We start from the raw sequence: 15088 nt of genomic DNA, 5'->3' as shown, positions 1-15088 counted from the left end.
TCCTAGGGTAGTGGCCGGATAATCTCACTGGAAACCGGCCGATGCTGCCTTCACCCGTCAAGCCTTACGCCAATGCCGCGCTCGCCCATCGACAACGCTGGCGTGGACGCGTGGGCCTGCTGCTGGTGGCTGGTTTGTCGGTACTTGCCGGCATGACCGATGCCATTGGTTTCATGGCCAGCGGCGATTTTGTCTCGTTCATGAGCGGCAACACCACGCGCCTGGCGGTCGCGATCAGTGCAGGCGACGGGGTGCTGACCGCACGCTTGGTATTGCTGGTTGCCACCTTCATCATCGGCAACGCGCTGGGGGTGATTGTCAGCCGCTTGAGCAAGCGCCACGCGCTGCCCCTGTTGCTCAGCATCGGCGCCCTGCTCTGTGGTGCGGCACTGCTGCCATGGTCCGATACGCTGCCCGCGCTGTTAGCGGCGATTATCGCCATGGGCATGCTTAACGCGGCCGTCGAGCAAGTCAATGGCGTGCCCGTGGGGCTCACCTATGTCACCGGGGCGCTCTCACGTTTCGGTCGCGGGCTGGGCCGCTGGTTGATGGGCGAACGCCGCAATGGCTGGCGCATGCAGCTGGTGCCGTGGGCAGGGATGTTTGTCGGCGCGGTGATCGGGGCGCTGCTGGAACAGCAGATCGGGCTGCGCGCGCTGTGGGTCAGTGGCGCGCTGGCGGGGTCACTGGGCCTGGCGACCCTGGCGATACCACGGCGCTGGCAGTTGGGTTTCATGCCACGCTGAACAGCAGAGTATGGAAAAAAGGTGCCCGCCCGACGTTTCGGCCTCGACATCCGTGTACCGGTAAAGAGCCATCACGTCGGGCGAGCCGGTGAATAATAAGCCAATGCCCGACGGCTGTCCCGCCGGGCGTTTCTGAATATGACTAAGGCAAGGTATTACAGACAAGTGGCGAGCGCAGCCAGACGACGTTTGGCGGGCATCGTGTCCTCTGCGGCGTAATACTTGACGGTAGAACCTGCGCCCGTGCTCAGCACATCCACAAAGTAATCACCGCCCGTGGTGTACACCGTAAAGCCCCCGGCCTCGGTGGCTTCCTTGAAGCCGCCGGCATCGACGCCGAACACGCCTTCGTCCTGCCAGCCGTACTGAATGCATTGGGCGACCACCAGGGTGGCCTTGTCCGACGCCATGGTCTTGTACGGGCTGCCCGCACGCGCCTCCTTCATCTTCGAACCCGCGCAGCCGGCCAGCGTCGCCAGTACCACTGCGCCTATCACCACTTTGTACATGCCTGTGCTTCCTTGGAAAAACCGTGACTCTACCATTGCGCCGCCGCCAACTGACGCGCCCATGAACTTTGTTTCACTGTAAAGGCAAAGCCGGCCGCTTATAGTGGCCACGCTCATTTTTAGAAGTCTCCCTTCTGCCCGCCCTCCCGCGGGCTTTTTTTCGCCTGCGGTTCACAACCACCAGCGCAGCAGATAAAACAGCGCCATGCTCGACAGCACCGTGACCAGCACGCTGCGCGTCCACAGCATCAACCCCACGGCGCAGATCCCGGCCAGCAGGTAGGGGTTGCTCGGGCTCAGGTTGAGCTGGTGGTCTTTGATGAAAATAATCGGCCCGCAAATCGCGGTGAGCATGCCCGGTACGGCAAACCCGAGGAACTCACGCGTCCCCCGATTGAGCCGTACCGGCAGGCGCGGCTCGATAAACAGGTAGCGGTTGAAAAACACCACCAGCGCCATTGCCACAATCATCAGGTAGATCATCGCTGCCCGACTCCCAGGCGTTTGCAGGCGAACCCTGCACTCATCCCCAATATACCCGAGACCACCACCGCCGATTCCCAGTGCAGGTAACTCAGCCACACCGAACACAACAGCGAGACGGCGACGCAGACCAGCGTCGGCACGTCGCGCACTACCGGCGTGATCAGGGCGATAAAGGTCGCGGCAATCGAAAACTCCAGCCCCAACTGATCGAGGCCGGGAATGCTTTTGCCCAGCACAATGCCGGCCAGGGTGAACAGGTTCCAGATGATATAGAACGTGAGGCCCACACCCAGGGCATACCAGCGATTGAAGGTCTGGCGGTCATAGTGGTTGACCAGGGCAAAGAACTCGTCGGTCAACAGAAAACCCAGGCTCATGCGCCAGCGGGTGTTGAGCGAGGACAGCGTCGGGCGCATGTGCATGCCGTAGAGCAAATGCTGGGAAGTCAGCAGCAAGGTGGTCAGCACGATGGAGATCAGGCTGGCGCCGCTTTTGACCATGCCGATCGCCACCAGTTGGGCCGCGCCGGCAAACACGATGGCGGACAGACCCTGGGCTTGCAGCGGCGTGAACTGCGCATCGATGGCCATGGAGCCGGCGAGCAACCCCCAGGGGGCGCAGGCCAGGGATAACGGAATGACAGCAATCGCGCCACGTGTGAACGCGTCATAAGGGAGGGCAGCAGGCATGGACGGGGCTCATCGACAAACAGTCGTCCAGCATGCCGGCGCACGCGGGTGCTTGTCTTGAACGATCTTGCTCAGGCCAGTTTTACCGACACCATCTCCACCGAATCGCGCGCTTCGCGCAGTTCGTAGGCGTCCTGGTTCAACCGGTGGATGGTGTTGAGCAGGCGCTGGCGCAGCACTTCATCGCCGAGTTTTTCGACGGCACGCATCAGGTCAAACGCCGCGGTTTCGTTATTATCCGCGACGGAATCCAGGGTTTTGCGCAGGTTACGAGTGGCTCGGGTCACGCGGGAGCTTCCTTCATCAGCAATGGGCGGGCACTTTAGGACATTGATGTTTCATTTTAATTTCAATCACTTGTGGTCGATCATCGGGCAGTTGATCCACGTCAACCGAAATCAGGATTTGACCTACGTGGCCCTTTATCCGCAATCCTGTTCAAATGCTGGCCGCTGCCGCCTGAGCACGTCCGACACTATTAATCCTGCGCGTGCGCGAACTTTACGTAGGCGAACTGATCCATGCCTTGGATGACAGCCGGCCCTGCTGGCAGAACGACGCGCCGCGTCCGGATGCACTGGGCGACAGACCATAACCGGCCAGCACTTGCTGCTGAGCCATCGGAGCGTTAATTCATGCTTGTCGCAATTGCGATTTTCCTTGTCACCATCGTGCTGGTCATCTGGCAACCCAAGGGCCTGGGCGTGGGCTGGAGCGCCAGCCTGGGCGCGATCCTGGCCCTGGCCTGCGGGGTAATCAGCCTGGCGGATATCCCGGTGGTGTGGCACATCATCTGGAACGCCACCGGCACCTTTGTCGCCTTGATCATCATTAGCCTGTTGCTGGATGAAGCCGGGTTCTTTGCCTGGACCGCGCTGCATGTGGCGCGCTGGGGGCGTGGCCGAGGCCGGCGCCTGTTTGCCTATATGGTGCTGCTCGGCGCACTGGTGTCGGCGCTGTTCGCCAATGACGGCGCGGCGTTGATCCTCACCCCGATTGTGATGTCGATGCTGCTGGCCCTGCGTTTTTCTCCGGCGGCGACACTGGCATTCGTCATGGGCGCAGGCTTTATCGCCGACACGGCGAGCCTGCCGCTGGTGGTGTCGAACCTGGTGAATATCGTCTCGGCGGATTATTTCAAGATCGGCTTCAACGAATATGCCGCCGTGATGGTGCCGGTGAACCTGGTCAGCGTCGCCGCGACCCTGGCGGTGCTGCTGTGGTTTTTCCGCCGCGATATTCCGCAGAGCTACGACCCGGCCGACCTGGAACAACCCGACAGTGCCATCCACGACCGTGCGACGTTTCGTGCCGGCTGGTGGGTGCTGGGTATTCTGCTGGTCGGCTGCTTCGCGCTGGAGCCCCTGGGCATTCCCATCAGCGCGATTTCCGCGGTCTGCGCCGTGCTGTTGCTGGTGATCGCCGCCAAGGGTCACACGATTTCCACGCGCAAGGTCTTGAAAGACGCGCCATGGCAGATCGTGGTCTTTTCCCTGGGCATGTACCTGGTGGTGTACGGCTTGCGTAACGCCGGCCTGACCGACTACCTGGCCACCTGGCTCGACACCTTCGCCGCCCACGGCGTGTGGGGCGCGGCCATGGGCACCGGCGTGCTGACCGCGCTGTTGTCCTCGGCGATGAACAACCTGCCAACGGTGTTGATCGGCGCGCTGTCCATAGAGTCCAGCCATGCCGTGGGCGTGGTCAAGGACGCAATGATCTACGCCAACGTGATCGGCAGCGACCTGGGCCCGAAAATCACCCCTATCGGCAGCCTCGCCACCCTGCTGTGGCTGCATATCCTGGCACGCAAGGGCATCACCATCACCTGGGGCTACTACTTCAAGGTCGGGATTGTGCTGACCGTGCCGGTGCTGTTGATCACCCTCGCCGCCCTCGCCTTGCGCCTGAGTGTCTGAGGAATGCCATTCAGTTGAGCGTATACGGCCGTCTGTAGGAGCGAGCTTGCTCGCGAAAAACGTCAACGATAACGCGTGCTTTCTAAATGAACGCGGTGCCTATGAGTTTTTCGCGAGCAAGAGCTAGGCGCCCGCTCTTGCACATTCAATGCTGCATGGTTTCCTGCCCTCGGACTGACGTATGCTTTCGCACTTTCTCGAAAGGACACGGGCATGCTGACGATCTTTTTCTACGCGCTGGTTTTCGGCTTTGTATTTTGCCTGTCTCCCGGCGCAGTGCTCGCCGAAACCCTGCGCCGTGGTTTGCTCCACGGTTTCACACCGGCCCTGTTGGTACAGGTTGGCTCGCTGGTGGGCGACGCCGTCTGGGCGGTGATCGGGCTGACGGGCATCGCGCTGTTGATCCAGCATGAGGCGGTACGCGTGCCGCTGACGGTGATCTGCGCGCTTTACCTGGCCTGGCTGGGCATCCGCAGCCTGATCGATGCCTGGCAGCTACCTCAAGTCGAAAGCGCACCCGCCAGTTCGGCAAAAAACGCACTGGTGGTGGGCGCGACGATCTCCCTGGCCAACCCCAAGAACATCGTTTACTGGGGCGCCTTGGGCAGCGCGTTGTCGGGCATCGTTGGTGCTACTCCGAGCCATGGGCAAACGCTGATGTTTTTTGCAGGCTTTATGCTTGCGTCGGTGCTGTCCTGCTTTCTTACTGCCGCGCTGGTCAACTTGCTGCGCAAGAATGCTTCGCCGACTTGGCAACGCATCAGCTATGGCGCTTGCGGTATTGTATTGATTTATTTGGCAGTCCTCGCGGCACAGAGTATTTGAAGTTACATAGGCCGCCACTTATCTGAATAAATTCTGAACATCGACTCATTTAATTAACCATGCGTTGACATTCTGTAACTGCCTGAGTAAATTGCCCCTGCCCGCAACAGGGGCCTTTTTTAAACCTCACAAAAGAAGCCAATGGACACAGTATCTAGTCGCTGTCCGAGCACCGCCTCAGCGGGCGTCGGGCGCCAAACCCAGAACATGACGGGACTTGCCCTCCAGGCCCGGTAAGCTGCGCTAGAGCTTGATGCTCCACCGTAACTGCCTCGCCGGTCGCGTGTCCGGTCCCGAGGTGTGTTATGACCTTGCAAACCCTTGTTTTACCTGATGTATGCACCCTGGCCGCGGCCCTGCGCGCCAAGCTGCGTCGTGCGCCTACTGGCTTGCGCCCTGCCCGCGCGGCCTTTGATTCATCCTCCCTCCAAGTGCGTCCGGCCCGCCCGCTGGCGCATTGGCGTGTCTGCCCGCAAAGCGGCCAATTGGTGCAGCAGTGGGATCACGCCGACCCTCAGGACCCGCAGAGACCGATCGTTTCCAGCCTGGCCCAGGCTGCCGTGATGCTCGGTTTTTACTTGAGCGCTCGCGCCGCCTGACCTGACTGGAAACAGCAACTTTCTTATTGATGCACTGGAGTTCCTTATGAACTTTCCCAGTCGTGAATGGCTGCGCGCACGTTAATTAACGCGCCGTCAGTATTCACTATTAAGGGTTGTCCAGACCTTATTTAAACCGATCGCAAAGTTCGCGGCTCGGCGTGCTTTCGCTCGCCTGTTATCAGGCAAGTATCGGGCATGTTGCGTCGAGAGTTGGCGACAGGAGTACACACCATGAGCGCCGTAAAAAACACGCCACTGCAGCACAAAAAAGGCAGCGACGGCAGCACCCCCAAACTGTCGATGCGCGCCGCCCGTGAGGCCCGCAACGGCCTGTCCGCCACCCTGGCCAACGTGCGCGCCACCCAGGATGGCCTGACCGAGCTGGACGCCTCGGCGCGCCTGCATCGCGAAGGCTACAACGAAGTGGCCCATGACAAGCCGCCTCACGCCCTCGTCCAGTTCCTGCAGGCACTGAACAATCCGTTTATCTATGTATTGCTGACCCTGGGCGGCATCAGTTTCATCACCGATTGCTGGCTGCCGATGCAGGACGGCGATGCAGCCGACCCGACCAAGGTCATCATTATCATGACCATGGTGCTGCTCAGCAGCCTGCTGCGTTTCTGGCAGGAACACCGCTCGGCCAAGTCCGCCGAGGCGCTCAAGGCCATGGTGCGCACCACCGCCACGGTGCTGCGCCGCGAACAGGTAGGCGCGCAGCCGACCCTGCGCGAAGTGCCGATGCGCGAGCTGGTCGCCGGTGACATCGTGCACCTGTCGGCCGGCGACATGATCCCCGCCGACATCCGCCTGATCGAATCCCGCGACCTGTTTATCAGCCAGGCAGTGCTCACCGGTGAAGCCTTGCCGGTGGAAAAATACGACACCCTGGGCGATGTCACGCAAAAGTCCGCGTCCCCGTTGTCTGCCGACCCGGACAACCTGCTGGACCTGCCGAACATCTGCTTCATGGGCACCAATGTGGTCAGCGGCCGGGCGACAGCCGTGGTGGTCGCCACCGGGCCGCGCACGTATTTCGGCTCGCTGGCCAAGGCGATTGTCGGCTCAAGGGTGCAAACCGCGTTCGACCGTGGCGTGAACAGCGTCAGTTGGCTGCTGATCCGCTTCATGCTGGTGATGGTGCCGATTGTGTTCCTGCTCAACGGCTTCTCCAAAGGCGATTGGGGCGATGCCTTCCTGTTCGCCCTTGCCGTTGCCGTAGGCCTCACCCCGGAAATGCTGCCGATGATTGTCAGCGCCAACCTGGCCAAGGGCGCCACGGCCATGGCCCGGCGCAAAGTGGTGGTCAAGCGCCTCAATGCGATCCAGAACTTCGGCTCGATGGATGTGCTGTGCACCGACAAGACCGGCACCCTGACCCAGGACAAGATTATCCTCGAGCATCACGTCAACGCCTGTGGCCAGCGCGATGATGCGGTGCTGTCCCTGGCCTGGCTCAACAGCTTTCACCAGAGCGGCATGAAGAACTTGATGGACCAGGCCGTGGTGCAGTTCGCTGCGCAGAATCCCAGGTTCGAAGTGCCGTTTGCCTACAGCAAGGTCGATGAATTGCCGTTCGATTTCGTCCGCCGGCGCCTGTCGATCATGGTCAAGGACGCCGCCGGCGATCATCTGCTGGTGTGCAAGGGCGCCGTGGAAGAGATGCTGAGCATTTCCACCCACACCCTGGAAAACGGCGCCGCCGTACCGCTGGATGAGCGCCGCCGCGAGCAGTTGCTGGCGATCGCCAATGACTACAACGAAGACGGCTTTCGCGTACTGGTCGTCGCCACCCGCACTATCCCTGCAGCGCTGGCGCGCCAGCAGTACACCACCGCCGATGAACGCAACCTGGTGATCCATGGCTTCCTGACGTTCCTTGATCCACCCAAGGAAACCGCCGGCCCGGCGATTGCAGCGCTGCAACAAATCGGTGTGGCGGTCAAAGTGCTGACCGGCGACAACGCGGTCGTGACCAGCAAGATCTGCCGCCAGGTCGGCCTCGAACCCGGCCAACCGTTGCTGGGGCCGCAAATCGAAGCGATGGACGACGCGACGCTGCTGCGCTGCGTGGAACAACGCACGGTGTTTGCCAAGCTCACGCCGCTGCAGAAATCGCGGGTGCTCAAGGCGCTGCAAGCCAACGGCCACACCGTCGGTTTCCTCGGCGACGGGATCAACGATGCGCCCGCCCTGCGCGATGCCGACGTGGGCATTTCGGTGGACAGCGGCACGGATATCGCCAAGGAGTCGGCCGATATCATCCTGCTGGAAAAGAGCCTGATGGTGCTCGAAGAAGGCGTGCTCAAAGGCCGCGAGACCTTCGGCAATATCATGAAGTACCTGAACATGACCGCCAGCTCCAACTTCGGCAACGTGTTCTCGGTGCTGGTGGCGAGTGCGTTCATTCCGTTCATGCCGATGCTGGCGATTCACCTGTTGCTGCAAAACCTGATGTACGACATCTCCCAGCTGGCCCTGCCGTGGGACAAGATGGACAAGGAATACCTGGCCAAGCCGCGTAAATGGGATGCGAAGAACATCGGCCGCTTCATGATCTGGATCGGACCAACCTCATCGATCTTCGACATCACCACCTTTGCCCTGATGTGGTACGTGTTCTCGGCCAACAGCGTGGAAATGCAGACCCTGTTCCAGTCCGGCTGGTTTATCGAGGGCCTGCTCTCGCAAACCCTGGTGGTGCATATGCTGCGCACCCGCAAGATCCCGTTCTTCCAGAGCACGGCCGCCTGGCCGGTATTGATGATGACCTGCATCGTCATTGCCCTGGGCATCTACGTACCGTTCTCGCCCCTGGGCACCCTGGTGGGCCTGCAACCGCTGCCGCTGGCGTACTTCCCATGGCTGGTGGGCACCCTGCTCGCCTACTGCTGCGTCGCCCAACTGATGAAGACGATCTACATCCGCCGCTTCAAGCAGTGGTACTGACCCCCTCCGTTCAAACGGTGAAGGCCGCCCGGCCCTCACCGTGCAACACAAGGATTTACTCATGCGCGTGTTGATCTGTGCAGGTCGGCATTACGCCGACAGCAAAAAGTCCCGCCAGGTGCTGGACGCTTACCACCGCCTGCGCCCGGTGCAGGTGCTGATCCATGGCGGCAACCAGTTCCTGGGCAGCGACATCGAGGAATGGGCCCGCGAAAACGCGATTGACGTGGTGCGCTATCCGCCGAATTGGCAACGCCACGGCAAGCAGGCGGAACGCCAGCGCAACCACTTCATGCTGGCCGACAGCCGCCCCGACGTGATCATCGCCCTGCCGGGTGGTGATGACACCTCGGAGCTGGTCTGCCAGGCCAAAGCCAGCGGCATTTCGGTGCTGAGCGTAGAAAACTGAAATTCAAGCGAGGTGCATCATGCACAACCCTCACAAACCAAAGCAGGCGGACGGGTTTGCCAAATACCGCGCGCGTCACTCGCGTCCCGTACGTCCCAGCCTGCTGCTGTTGCCGCCGGCCAGGCGCCGGGCGCTGCAGCGCAATCTGATATTTATCGGGGTGAGCCTGGGCGTTGTCCTGCTCATGGTGTTTTTTGCCAAGGCTCATGCGGCAGGCGGCGCCTATGTGGTCGACGATGGCGCCATCAATGCCCCGGGCGAATGTAATGTCGACGCCTGGCACACCGCCAACCGCCACGCTGGCGATACCCATAACGAAACGCTGTCGCCGGCCTGTACGTTCAACGAGCTGCAATCGGTGCAGTGGGGAACGGCATTGTCGCGCGCGACTGCCGAGGGCAAGGGCGAGACTCAAATCAGTCCGCAAGTGAAGGTACAGGTGCTGTCGCGGGACGATTGGGGGCTTGAACTGGCGGTTGCCGCCGGGGCGCACTTTGCCCTGGACAGGCAGCACACATTCGATGGTGCTGACTTCAACCTGCCGTTGACGTGGCAAGCCCTGGACGCGTTACGCCTGAATCTGAATGCTGGCTGGACTCATGCCTACCACGATGGCGACCAGCAGCACCGGCTGACCTGGGGCACGGGGTTTGAATATCGCGTGGCCGAGGTTCTTACGCTGCTCGCCGAGCGCTACGGCCAGGAAGGCGGCGATCAGGCCTGGCAGGCCGGGCCGCGATTCCACGTCGGCAAGCGTGTCGACGTGGACCTGGTACTCGGGCGCAGCCTGATCGGTGAGCTTGACCAGTGGCTGACCACGGCGGCAACCCTGAGGTTTTAGGCCTTGGCCTGTTGCTCCAGGTGCAGTTGCAACTGCGGATCGATGTGCAGCTGCCCCGCCAGGTCGTCCAGGTAATTGCGCTCTGCATCCTGCTGGTCATCGACCAACAGGACACTGGCCAGATACACCTCGGCCGCCACCGCCGGGTCTGCGGCAAACTCGGCGAAATCCGCAGCATCCAGCGGCTTGGCGACTTCAGCGTCGAGCCACTGCTGCAATTGCGGGTCGTCAGTATGCTTGCCCAGCTCATTGGAAATCAGCTGCTGCTCTTTTTCATCAATGTGGCCGTCGGCCTTGGCGGCAGCGATCAGTGCGCGCAGCACTGCATGGCTGTGCGCTTCGACTTGCGCGCCCGAGAGCTGGTCGGCCGTCTGGAACGCTGGTTGTGCCTGGCTCGCCTGCTGGCTCTGCCAGGCCTGATACGCTTTGTAGGCCATCATCCCGAGAGACGCCAACGCGGCATAGTTCATCCCACCGGAGCGCCCTTGTGTTGGACGCGTAGCCGCGCCACCGCCCAGCATGCCGCCGAGCCCACCCAATAAATCGCCGAGGCCGCCGCCCGAAGCATTACCGGCGCGGTTGCCCTTGAGCAGTCCTCCAAGCACCCCGCCCAAACCGCCGCTCGAAGAAGCGCCGCCCTGCCCTGCGCCGCGCAACAATTGCTCCAGTAAATCGCCGGTATTCATGGTGTCGCCCTCCCAGGTACGTAGTGGCGTTAATCAACCTTAGTCCGCCCTTGATGGAACACCATGACCGCCGGGCGGGCAAGCTTTATGATGGCGCCACAACAACCTCAAGGGAGAACCCAGGTGAACCGCATCGAGCACATCGGGTTGATGGCCAACTACAATCAATGGATGAATCGCAAGGTCTATGAGGCTGTCGGCACCCTCACAGACGCGGCGTTGACTGCGGACCGCCAGGCATTTTTCGGCTCGATCCTCGGCACCCTCAATCACCTGGCACTGGGCGACACCGTCTGGCTCAAACGCTTTGCCCAGCACCCGGCGGAATTCAGCGCGTTGGCGCCCTTGAACGCCATCGCCACACCCGGCGACCTCAGGCAATTGGCGTTCGCAGACATCCGTGAACTCTCGGCCCATCGGGCCTGGCTGGATCAACTCATCCTGAATTGGGCCCACAGCTTGCGCGACGCCCACCTGGACCTGCGATTGAGTTATCACACCATGGACGGCGTAGCGTCTGAAAAACCGTTTTTCGGCCTGCTGATGCATTTCTTCAACCACCAGACCCATCATCGCGGCCAGGTCACCACATTATTGAGTCAAGCCGGCGTGGACGTGGGTGATACCGACCTGCTCGCGCTGATTGACTGAGCGGAGCCTGCCCCGCAGCGTAGATCACTGATCTGGCAGGTTTTTTCAGACCTGTGTTTGTGCAGGAAAGGATGCATCGAGGTTGCACCGAAGCGTCTGGATCTATATATTCGCAACCCTGCTGCACCGCGCTACCGCCCGAATGGCGAAACTGGTAGACGCATGGGACTTAAAATCCCCCGCTCGTAAGGGCGTCCCGGTTCGATTCCGGGTTCGGGCACCATAGATATCAAGGGCTTGCCGGGGAAACCTGGGCAGGCCCTTATCTTTTGTGCTCCGCGATGATTAGACCCACATAACCCGTCTCGCTAATTAATCCAGGAACCGCTCTGCACCCGCGTCTGATGCAAGCAAGCTGAACTGGTGGAGGCTTAAAAACTTGCCCTCCTTCAGCTCAACGTCACGAAGCGTTCCTTCAAGGTGAAACCCAAGTTTTTTCAAAAGCGCGCAGCTGGGCTCGTTATCGGGCTCTACGTCTGCGTGGATACGATGGAGTCCCATATTGCGCAAGCCGTATCGCACAACTGACGGCAGAGCTTCAGTCAAAAGGCCTTGTCGCCAGTGCTCTGACATCAACCAATAGCCGATTTCAGCCTTGCGGTGCTTGTGGCACCAATCATTCAGGCCGCATGCTCCGATCATTGCGTCATCGGTCTTCAGGGCGATAGCCCACCACATTCCTGTCTTCTGCGCGACTATGTGCTCAAACCACCTCATCTGCTCATCGGTAGCAACCAGGCTTGTATAGGAAACACCGTACTGAGCGACCACACGGGGATCCGACAGTCCCGCGTAAACAGAGGCAACATCCCCAGGGCGGACTTTTCTCAGCTTGATTCTCCTGAGCGAGAATTCTGGAAATTCTCCAGACAATTTATGGCTCACTTTTTTCTGACGCGGCTCCATGCCGGTTTCCCGTAATACCCATATCACTACACCGTCTCGCTAATCAAAAGCACTTTCTCCACAAACTCTCCATCAAGCCTTGCGCAAAAGCACACATTGGGTAAGTACCATTGCATCCGCTGCGGGGCATCCGCCATTTGCAACGATAACGTTTAAAACCCAACTTTCAGCATGCGGGCAAAACCCTACCTCTGCGCTCAGAAGATCCATCCTTATTGAAAAAATAAAATAACCATACAGAACCGCAACCTACGATGCGGTTCTTGCAATTAACCACATGCCCCTAAAGCTTCGAACAGCCATTTACTACCAGGTGAAGAACATCAAGCCTTTTATCAGACTTAGAACAAGTAGGACTAGGTTGGCTCTTTCGCTAATAGTGCTATTGGTGCTTGCCGGTTGCTCCGTGGCGCCGCTGCCTCCGCTGAACCCGGCGCCGCCTGACGCATGGCGTAACTCACGTCCCTACACCGCGCCTGCACACCCGGAGTTCAAGCAATGGTGGCATGCGTTCGGTGATCCCGAGCTGGACGCATTGGTGATTCGCGCCTTACAGAAAAACCTGGATGTTGCCGAGGCAACAGAGCGATTACGGGCAACACGAATACTCAGTCAGCGCGCGCAGTCGCCCTACTTGCCCGCACTGGGAATAAAGACCACCGATGCCGTCAGCCCCGACACCAGCACGTCTTACTTGCTCCTGGGGCTCGACGCACAATGGGAACTCCCGTTGTTTGGGGCAAAACAGAGTGCCGATCGTCTTGCCCATGGCCATGAAGCGCTGATGACGGGCGACTTACGCACGGTACGCGTGTCATTGGTCGCAGAAGTGAGCAGTCGTTGGATCGAACTGCGCGCGGCGCAGCAGCTTGAAGCCACTTTGAGCGCCATTGAGCAAGTGCAACGTAAAAAGCTGGAATTATTGCTTGTTCGCGAGCACCTGAATCTCACCGCCTCGACTGAAATTGCAAAGGCGCGGGCCGAACTGGCGCGTTGCGCAATGGCGCTGAATGCACCACGACAAACCATAAACCGAAGCGCGCAACAGTTAGCGCTACTGGTCGGACAAAGCGAGCCGGATCCGCTGTGGCTGCAGCCCGGCCCCCCACCCAAACTGGGGCCTTGGCAGCTGACCAGCTTACCGGCTGACCTATTGCGAACGCGGCCTGAGATCAGTATTGCCGAAGCTCAGGTACTCATTGCCGCTGGCGAACTGGGTATGAGTCGGGCCGATATCTATCCGCGTATCAGTTTAGGTGCGTCATTGCAGTGGTCGGTCAATATTGCCAGCAACCGCAAACGAACACGCAGTGGCGACAGCATCTTCTCGGCCGGACCTGGGATAAGTATCCCGTTGTTCGACTGGGGTCAGCGATTGGCCAATGCACAGGCCAAGGACCATCAACTGCAGGCCGCGGTCCTGGCCTATCAACAATCCGTATTACAGGGCGTCGCTGAAACCGAAACCGCGCTGGGAGACCTCGAACAGTTGCGTGTGTATGAACAGTCGTCCCTGCACGCGTTAACCGAATCTCAAGCTTACCTTGACGCGCTGGAGCAACGCGCTCGATTGGGTTTACTGAGTGAACTGGACATCGACGATGCCCGGATTGAGAAGCTGAACGCCCAGCAACAGGTGGCTCGCGCCAACGCCGAGCGAGGTTTGGCCTACATCACGTTGTACAAAGCATTAGGCGGTGCGCCATTGCCGGCAGATACCCTGAAGGACATTGACTGATGGTTGCCCTTGCGCGTCAAACGCTCCTCTACGAATGGCGCCGGTTCCTTCCCGCGATTATTGCGGTGGGTTTTGCCGGATTGCTGCAATTGCTCCAGGTGGGTCTGGTAACGGGAATCTTCAGTAGCGCCAGTGTTTATATCACCCGCTCCGCCGCCGATGTCTGGGTGGGATTCCCAGGCACTCAAAGCGTCAACCTGGGCCGAACGATAGACGCCGGCGTGGAGATGCGGCTGCGCATGGATCCCGACATCACCAGGGTTGAACAATTTCAATGGCTGGATGCCGATTGGCGAGGCGCACGCGATACCGGCGGTGTCTCGGTATTTGTCTCTGGTATTGAGACAGGGCCACGTGGATTGATGTTTCAGCAACTACTGTCTACGCCGCTACGCGCGCTTTTGAACGAGCCGGGAGCCGTCATCGTCGACCGCGCCGACCTGGTGACCCTGGGCGTCAATCTGGGGGACGTGGCCACCATTAACGGCCGTCGCGTACACGTCGTGGGCATCACCGGCGGACTGCGGGCGTTGGGGGGTGTGAATGTGCTGACGTCGTTGTCCACCGCCCGGCTACTCGATACCGCCATCGCCAGTGACCGCACCACCTACCTGGTGGCCAAAGTGCGCGATCCGGCCCAGGCGGATGCGGTTGCCGGTCGTCTCGAAGGGGCGACGGCGTTCGGCAGCTACGCGGTCTGGACTGCAGAGCAATTTGCTCATCGCTCACAGATGTATTGGATTTTCGACACCGGGGCCGGGGCTGGGGTGTTGTTCATGGCCGCCATCGTATTTTTGGTCGGTGCGGTGATTACCAGCCAAACCCTGGTGGCCGCAGTGGCCGGTTCCATTCGTGAATACGCGACCTTGAACGCGCTTGGCGTCGGCGTCAACGCGCTGCGTAAAGTGGTGATGGAGCAGGCGTTCTGGGTCGGGGCGATCGGCCTGCTGGGCAGCAGCATCCTGGCTTGCGGATTGTTCGCCATCGCCTGGCATTTCAACGTTCCCGTGGAAATTTCACCCGCTGCGGTGGGGGCTTGCCTGCTGCTAAGCATGATTCTGGCGCTGGTATCCGGACTGGCAGCCATTCGAACCTTACGTCAAGCCGATCCGGCGAGTCTTCTGAGATAGGC

At 60.2% G+C, this 15088-nt stretch carries 16 protein-coding genes and 1 tRNA gene; 11 read left to right on the top strand and 6 right to left on the bottom strand.

Annotation, left to right across the window (positions count from 1 at the left end):
* Nucleotides 1-41 precede the first annotated feature (41 nt).
* Nucleotides 42-746 (top strand): YoaK family protein, encoded by a 705-nt coding sequence (locus BFP90_RS21805; protein WP_065897961.1) that lies wholly within the window; start codon nt 42-44, stop codon nt 744-746.
* Nucleotides 747-901: 155 nt separating this feature from the next.
* On the opposite strand, the gene BFP90_RS21800 is transcribed toward BFP90_RS21805, so the two are convergent.
* From BFP90_RS21800 to BFP90_RS21785, 4 genes are all read right to left on the bottom strand, one after another.
* Nucleotides 902-1255, bottom strand: coding sequence for a hypothetical protein (locus BFP90_RS21800; RefSeq protein WP_065892159.1), 354 nt, complete (start codon nt 1253-1255; stop codon nt 902-904).
* Between the two features lie 171 nt (nt 1256-1426).
* Entirely contained in the window at nt 1427-1738 is a 312-nt protein-coding gene (locus BFP90_RS21795) for an AzlD domain-containing protein (protein WP_057722326.1), read from the bottom strand.
* The gene (locus BFP90_RS21790) at nt 1735-2430 is read right to left on the bottom strand and encodes an AzlC family ABC transporter permease (RefSeq protein WP_065897960.1); all 696 of its coding nucleotides are present in this window, start codon (nt 2428-2430) and stop codon (nt 1735-1737) included. The genes BFP90_RS21795 and BFP90_RS21790 overlap by 4 nt, the downstream gene beginning before the upstream one ends.
* A 71-nt stretch (nt 2431-2501) precedes the next feature.
* Nucleotides 2502-2717, bottom strand: a complete 216-nt coding sequence (locus BFP90_RS21785) for a hypothetical protein (protein ID WP_065885664.1) — start codon at nt 2715-2717, stop codon at nt 2502-2504.
* A 348-nt stretch (nt 2718-3065) separates the two neighbouring features.
* On the opposite strand from BFP90_RS21785, the gene BFP90_RS21780 reads away from it, so the two are divergent.
* The 6 genes from BFP90_RS21780 (at nt 3066) to BFP90_RS21755 (ending at nt 9975) form a co-directional block, all read left to right on the top strand.
* Complete coding sequence (locus tag BFP90_RS21780; RefSeq protein WP_065892154.1) at nt 3066-4349, top strand: arsenic transporter; 1284 nt, start codon at nt 3066-3068, stop codon at nt 4347-4349.
* A 213-nt stretch (nt 4350-4562) separates the two neighbouring features.
* Nucleotides 4563-5174, top strand: a complete 612-nt coding sequence (locus tag BFP90_RS21775; protein WP_065892152.1) for a LysE family transporter — start codon at nt 4563-4565, stop codon at nt 5172-5174.
* Nucleotides 5175-5479: 305 nt separating this feature from the next.
* Entirely contained in the window at nt 5480-5773 is a 294-nt protein-coding gene (locus BFP90_RS21770; protein ID WP_065885662.1) for a hypothetical protein, read from the top strand.
* Between the two features lie 234 nt (nt 5774-6007).
* Nucleotides 6008-8725, top strand: a complete 2718-nt coding sequence (gene mgtA, locus BFP90_RS21765) for a magnesium-translocating P-type ATPase (RefSeq protein WP_065897959.1) — start codon at nt 6008-6010, stop codon at nt 8723-8725.
* 61 nt (nt 8726-8786) lie between these two features.
* Entirely contained in the window at nt 8787-9134 is a 348-nt protein-coding gene (locus tag BFP90_RS21760) for a DUF2493 domain-containing protein (protein WP_065892147.1), read from the top strand.
* Between the two features lie 19 nt (nt 9135-9153).
* Nucleotides 9154-9975: a hypothetical protein gene (locus BFP90_RS21755; protein ID WP_065897958.1), complete on the top strand. Its 822-nt coding sequence runs from the start codon at nt 9154-9156 to the stop codon at nt 9973-9975.
* Here BFP90_RS21755 and BFP90_RS21750 read toward each other — a convergent pair.
* Nucleotides 9972-10661, bottom strand: a complete 690-nt coding sequence (locus tag BFP90_RS21750; protein ID WP_065897957.1) for a tellurite resistance TerB family protein — start codon at nt 10659-10661, stop codon at nt 9972-9974. The genes BFP90_RS21755 and BFP90_RS21750 overlap by 4 nt on opposite strands.
* A 123-nt stretch (nt 10662-10784) precedes the next feature.
* On the opposite strand from BFP90_RS21750, the gene BFP90_RS21745 reads away from it, so the two are divergent.
* Both BFP90_RS21745 and BFP90_RS21740 read left to right on the top strand, forming a co-directional pair.
* Complete coding sequence (locus BFP90_RS21745; RefSeq protein WP_065897956.1) at nt 10785-11312, top strand: DinB family protein; 528 nt, start codon at nt 10785-10787, stop codon at nt 11310-11312.
* A 136-nt stretch (nt 11313-11448) separates the two neighbouring features.
* Nucleotides 11449-11535, top strand: a tRNA-Leu gene (locus BFP90_RS21740).
* Between the two features lie 89 nt (nt 11536-11624).
* On the opposite strand, the gene BFP90_RS21735 is transcribed toward BFP90_RS21740, so the two are convergent.
* On the bottom strand, nt 11625-12218 hold the full coding sequence (locus tag BFP90_RS21735) for a GNAT family N-acetyltransferase (protein ID WP_065897955.1): 594 nt from the start codon (nt 12216-12218) through the stop codon (nt 11625-11627).
* A gap of 277 nt (nt 12219-12495) precedes the next feature.
* Here BFP90_RS21735 and BFP90_RS21730 point away from each other — a divergent pair, with 277 nt between their 5' ends.
* On the top strand, nt 12496-13956 hold the full coding sequence (locus tag BFP90_RS21730) for an efflux transporter outer membrane subunit (RefSeq protein ID WP_065897954.1): 1461 nt from the start codon (nt 12496-12498) through the stop codon (nt 13954-13956).
* Complete coding sequence (locus tag BFP90_RS21725; RefSeq protein ID WP_065892128.1) at nt 13956-15086, top strand: ABC transporter permease; 1131 nt, start codon at nt 13956-13958, stop codon at nt 15084-15086. Before BFP90_RS21730 ends, BFP90_RS21725 begins: the two co-directional genes overlap by 1 nt.
* Nucleotides 15087-15088 lie beyond the last annotated feature (2 nt).

It is taken from the genome of Pseudomonas sp. 24 E 13 (assembly GCF_900004715.1).
Classification (GTDB): Bacteria; Pseudomonadota; Gammaproteobacteria; order Pseudomonadales; family Pseudomonadaceae; genus Aquipseudomonas; species Aquipseudomonas orientalis_A.
The sequence above is the reverse complement of the archived record's forward strand: the minus strand, read 5'-3'. Positions and strand labels throughout refer to the sequence as shown.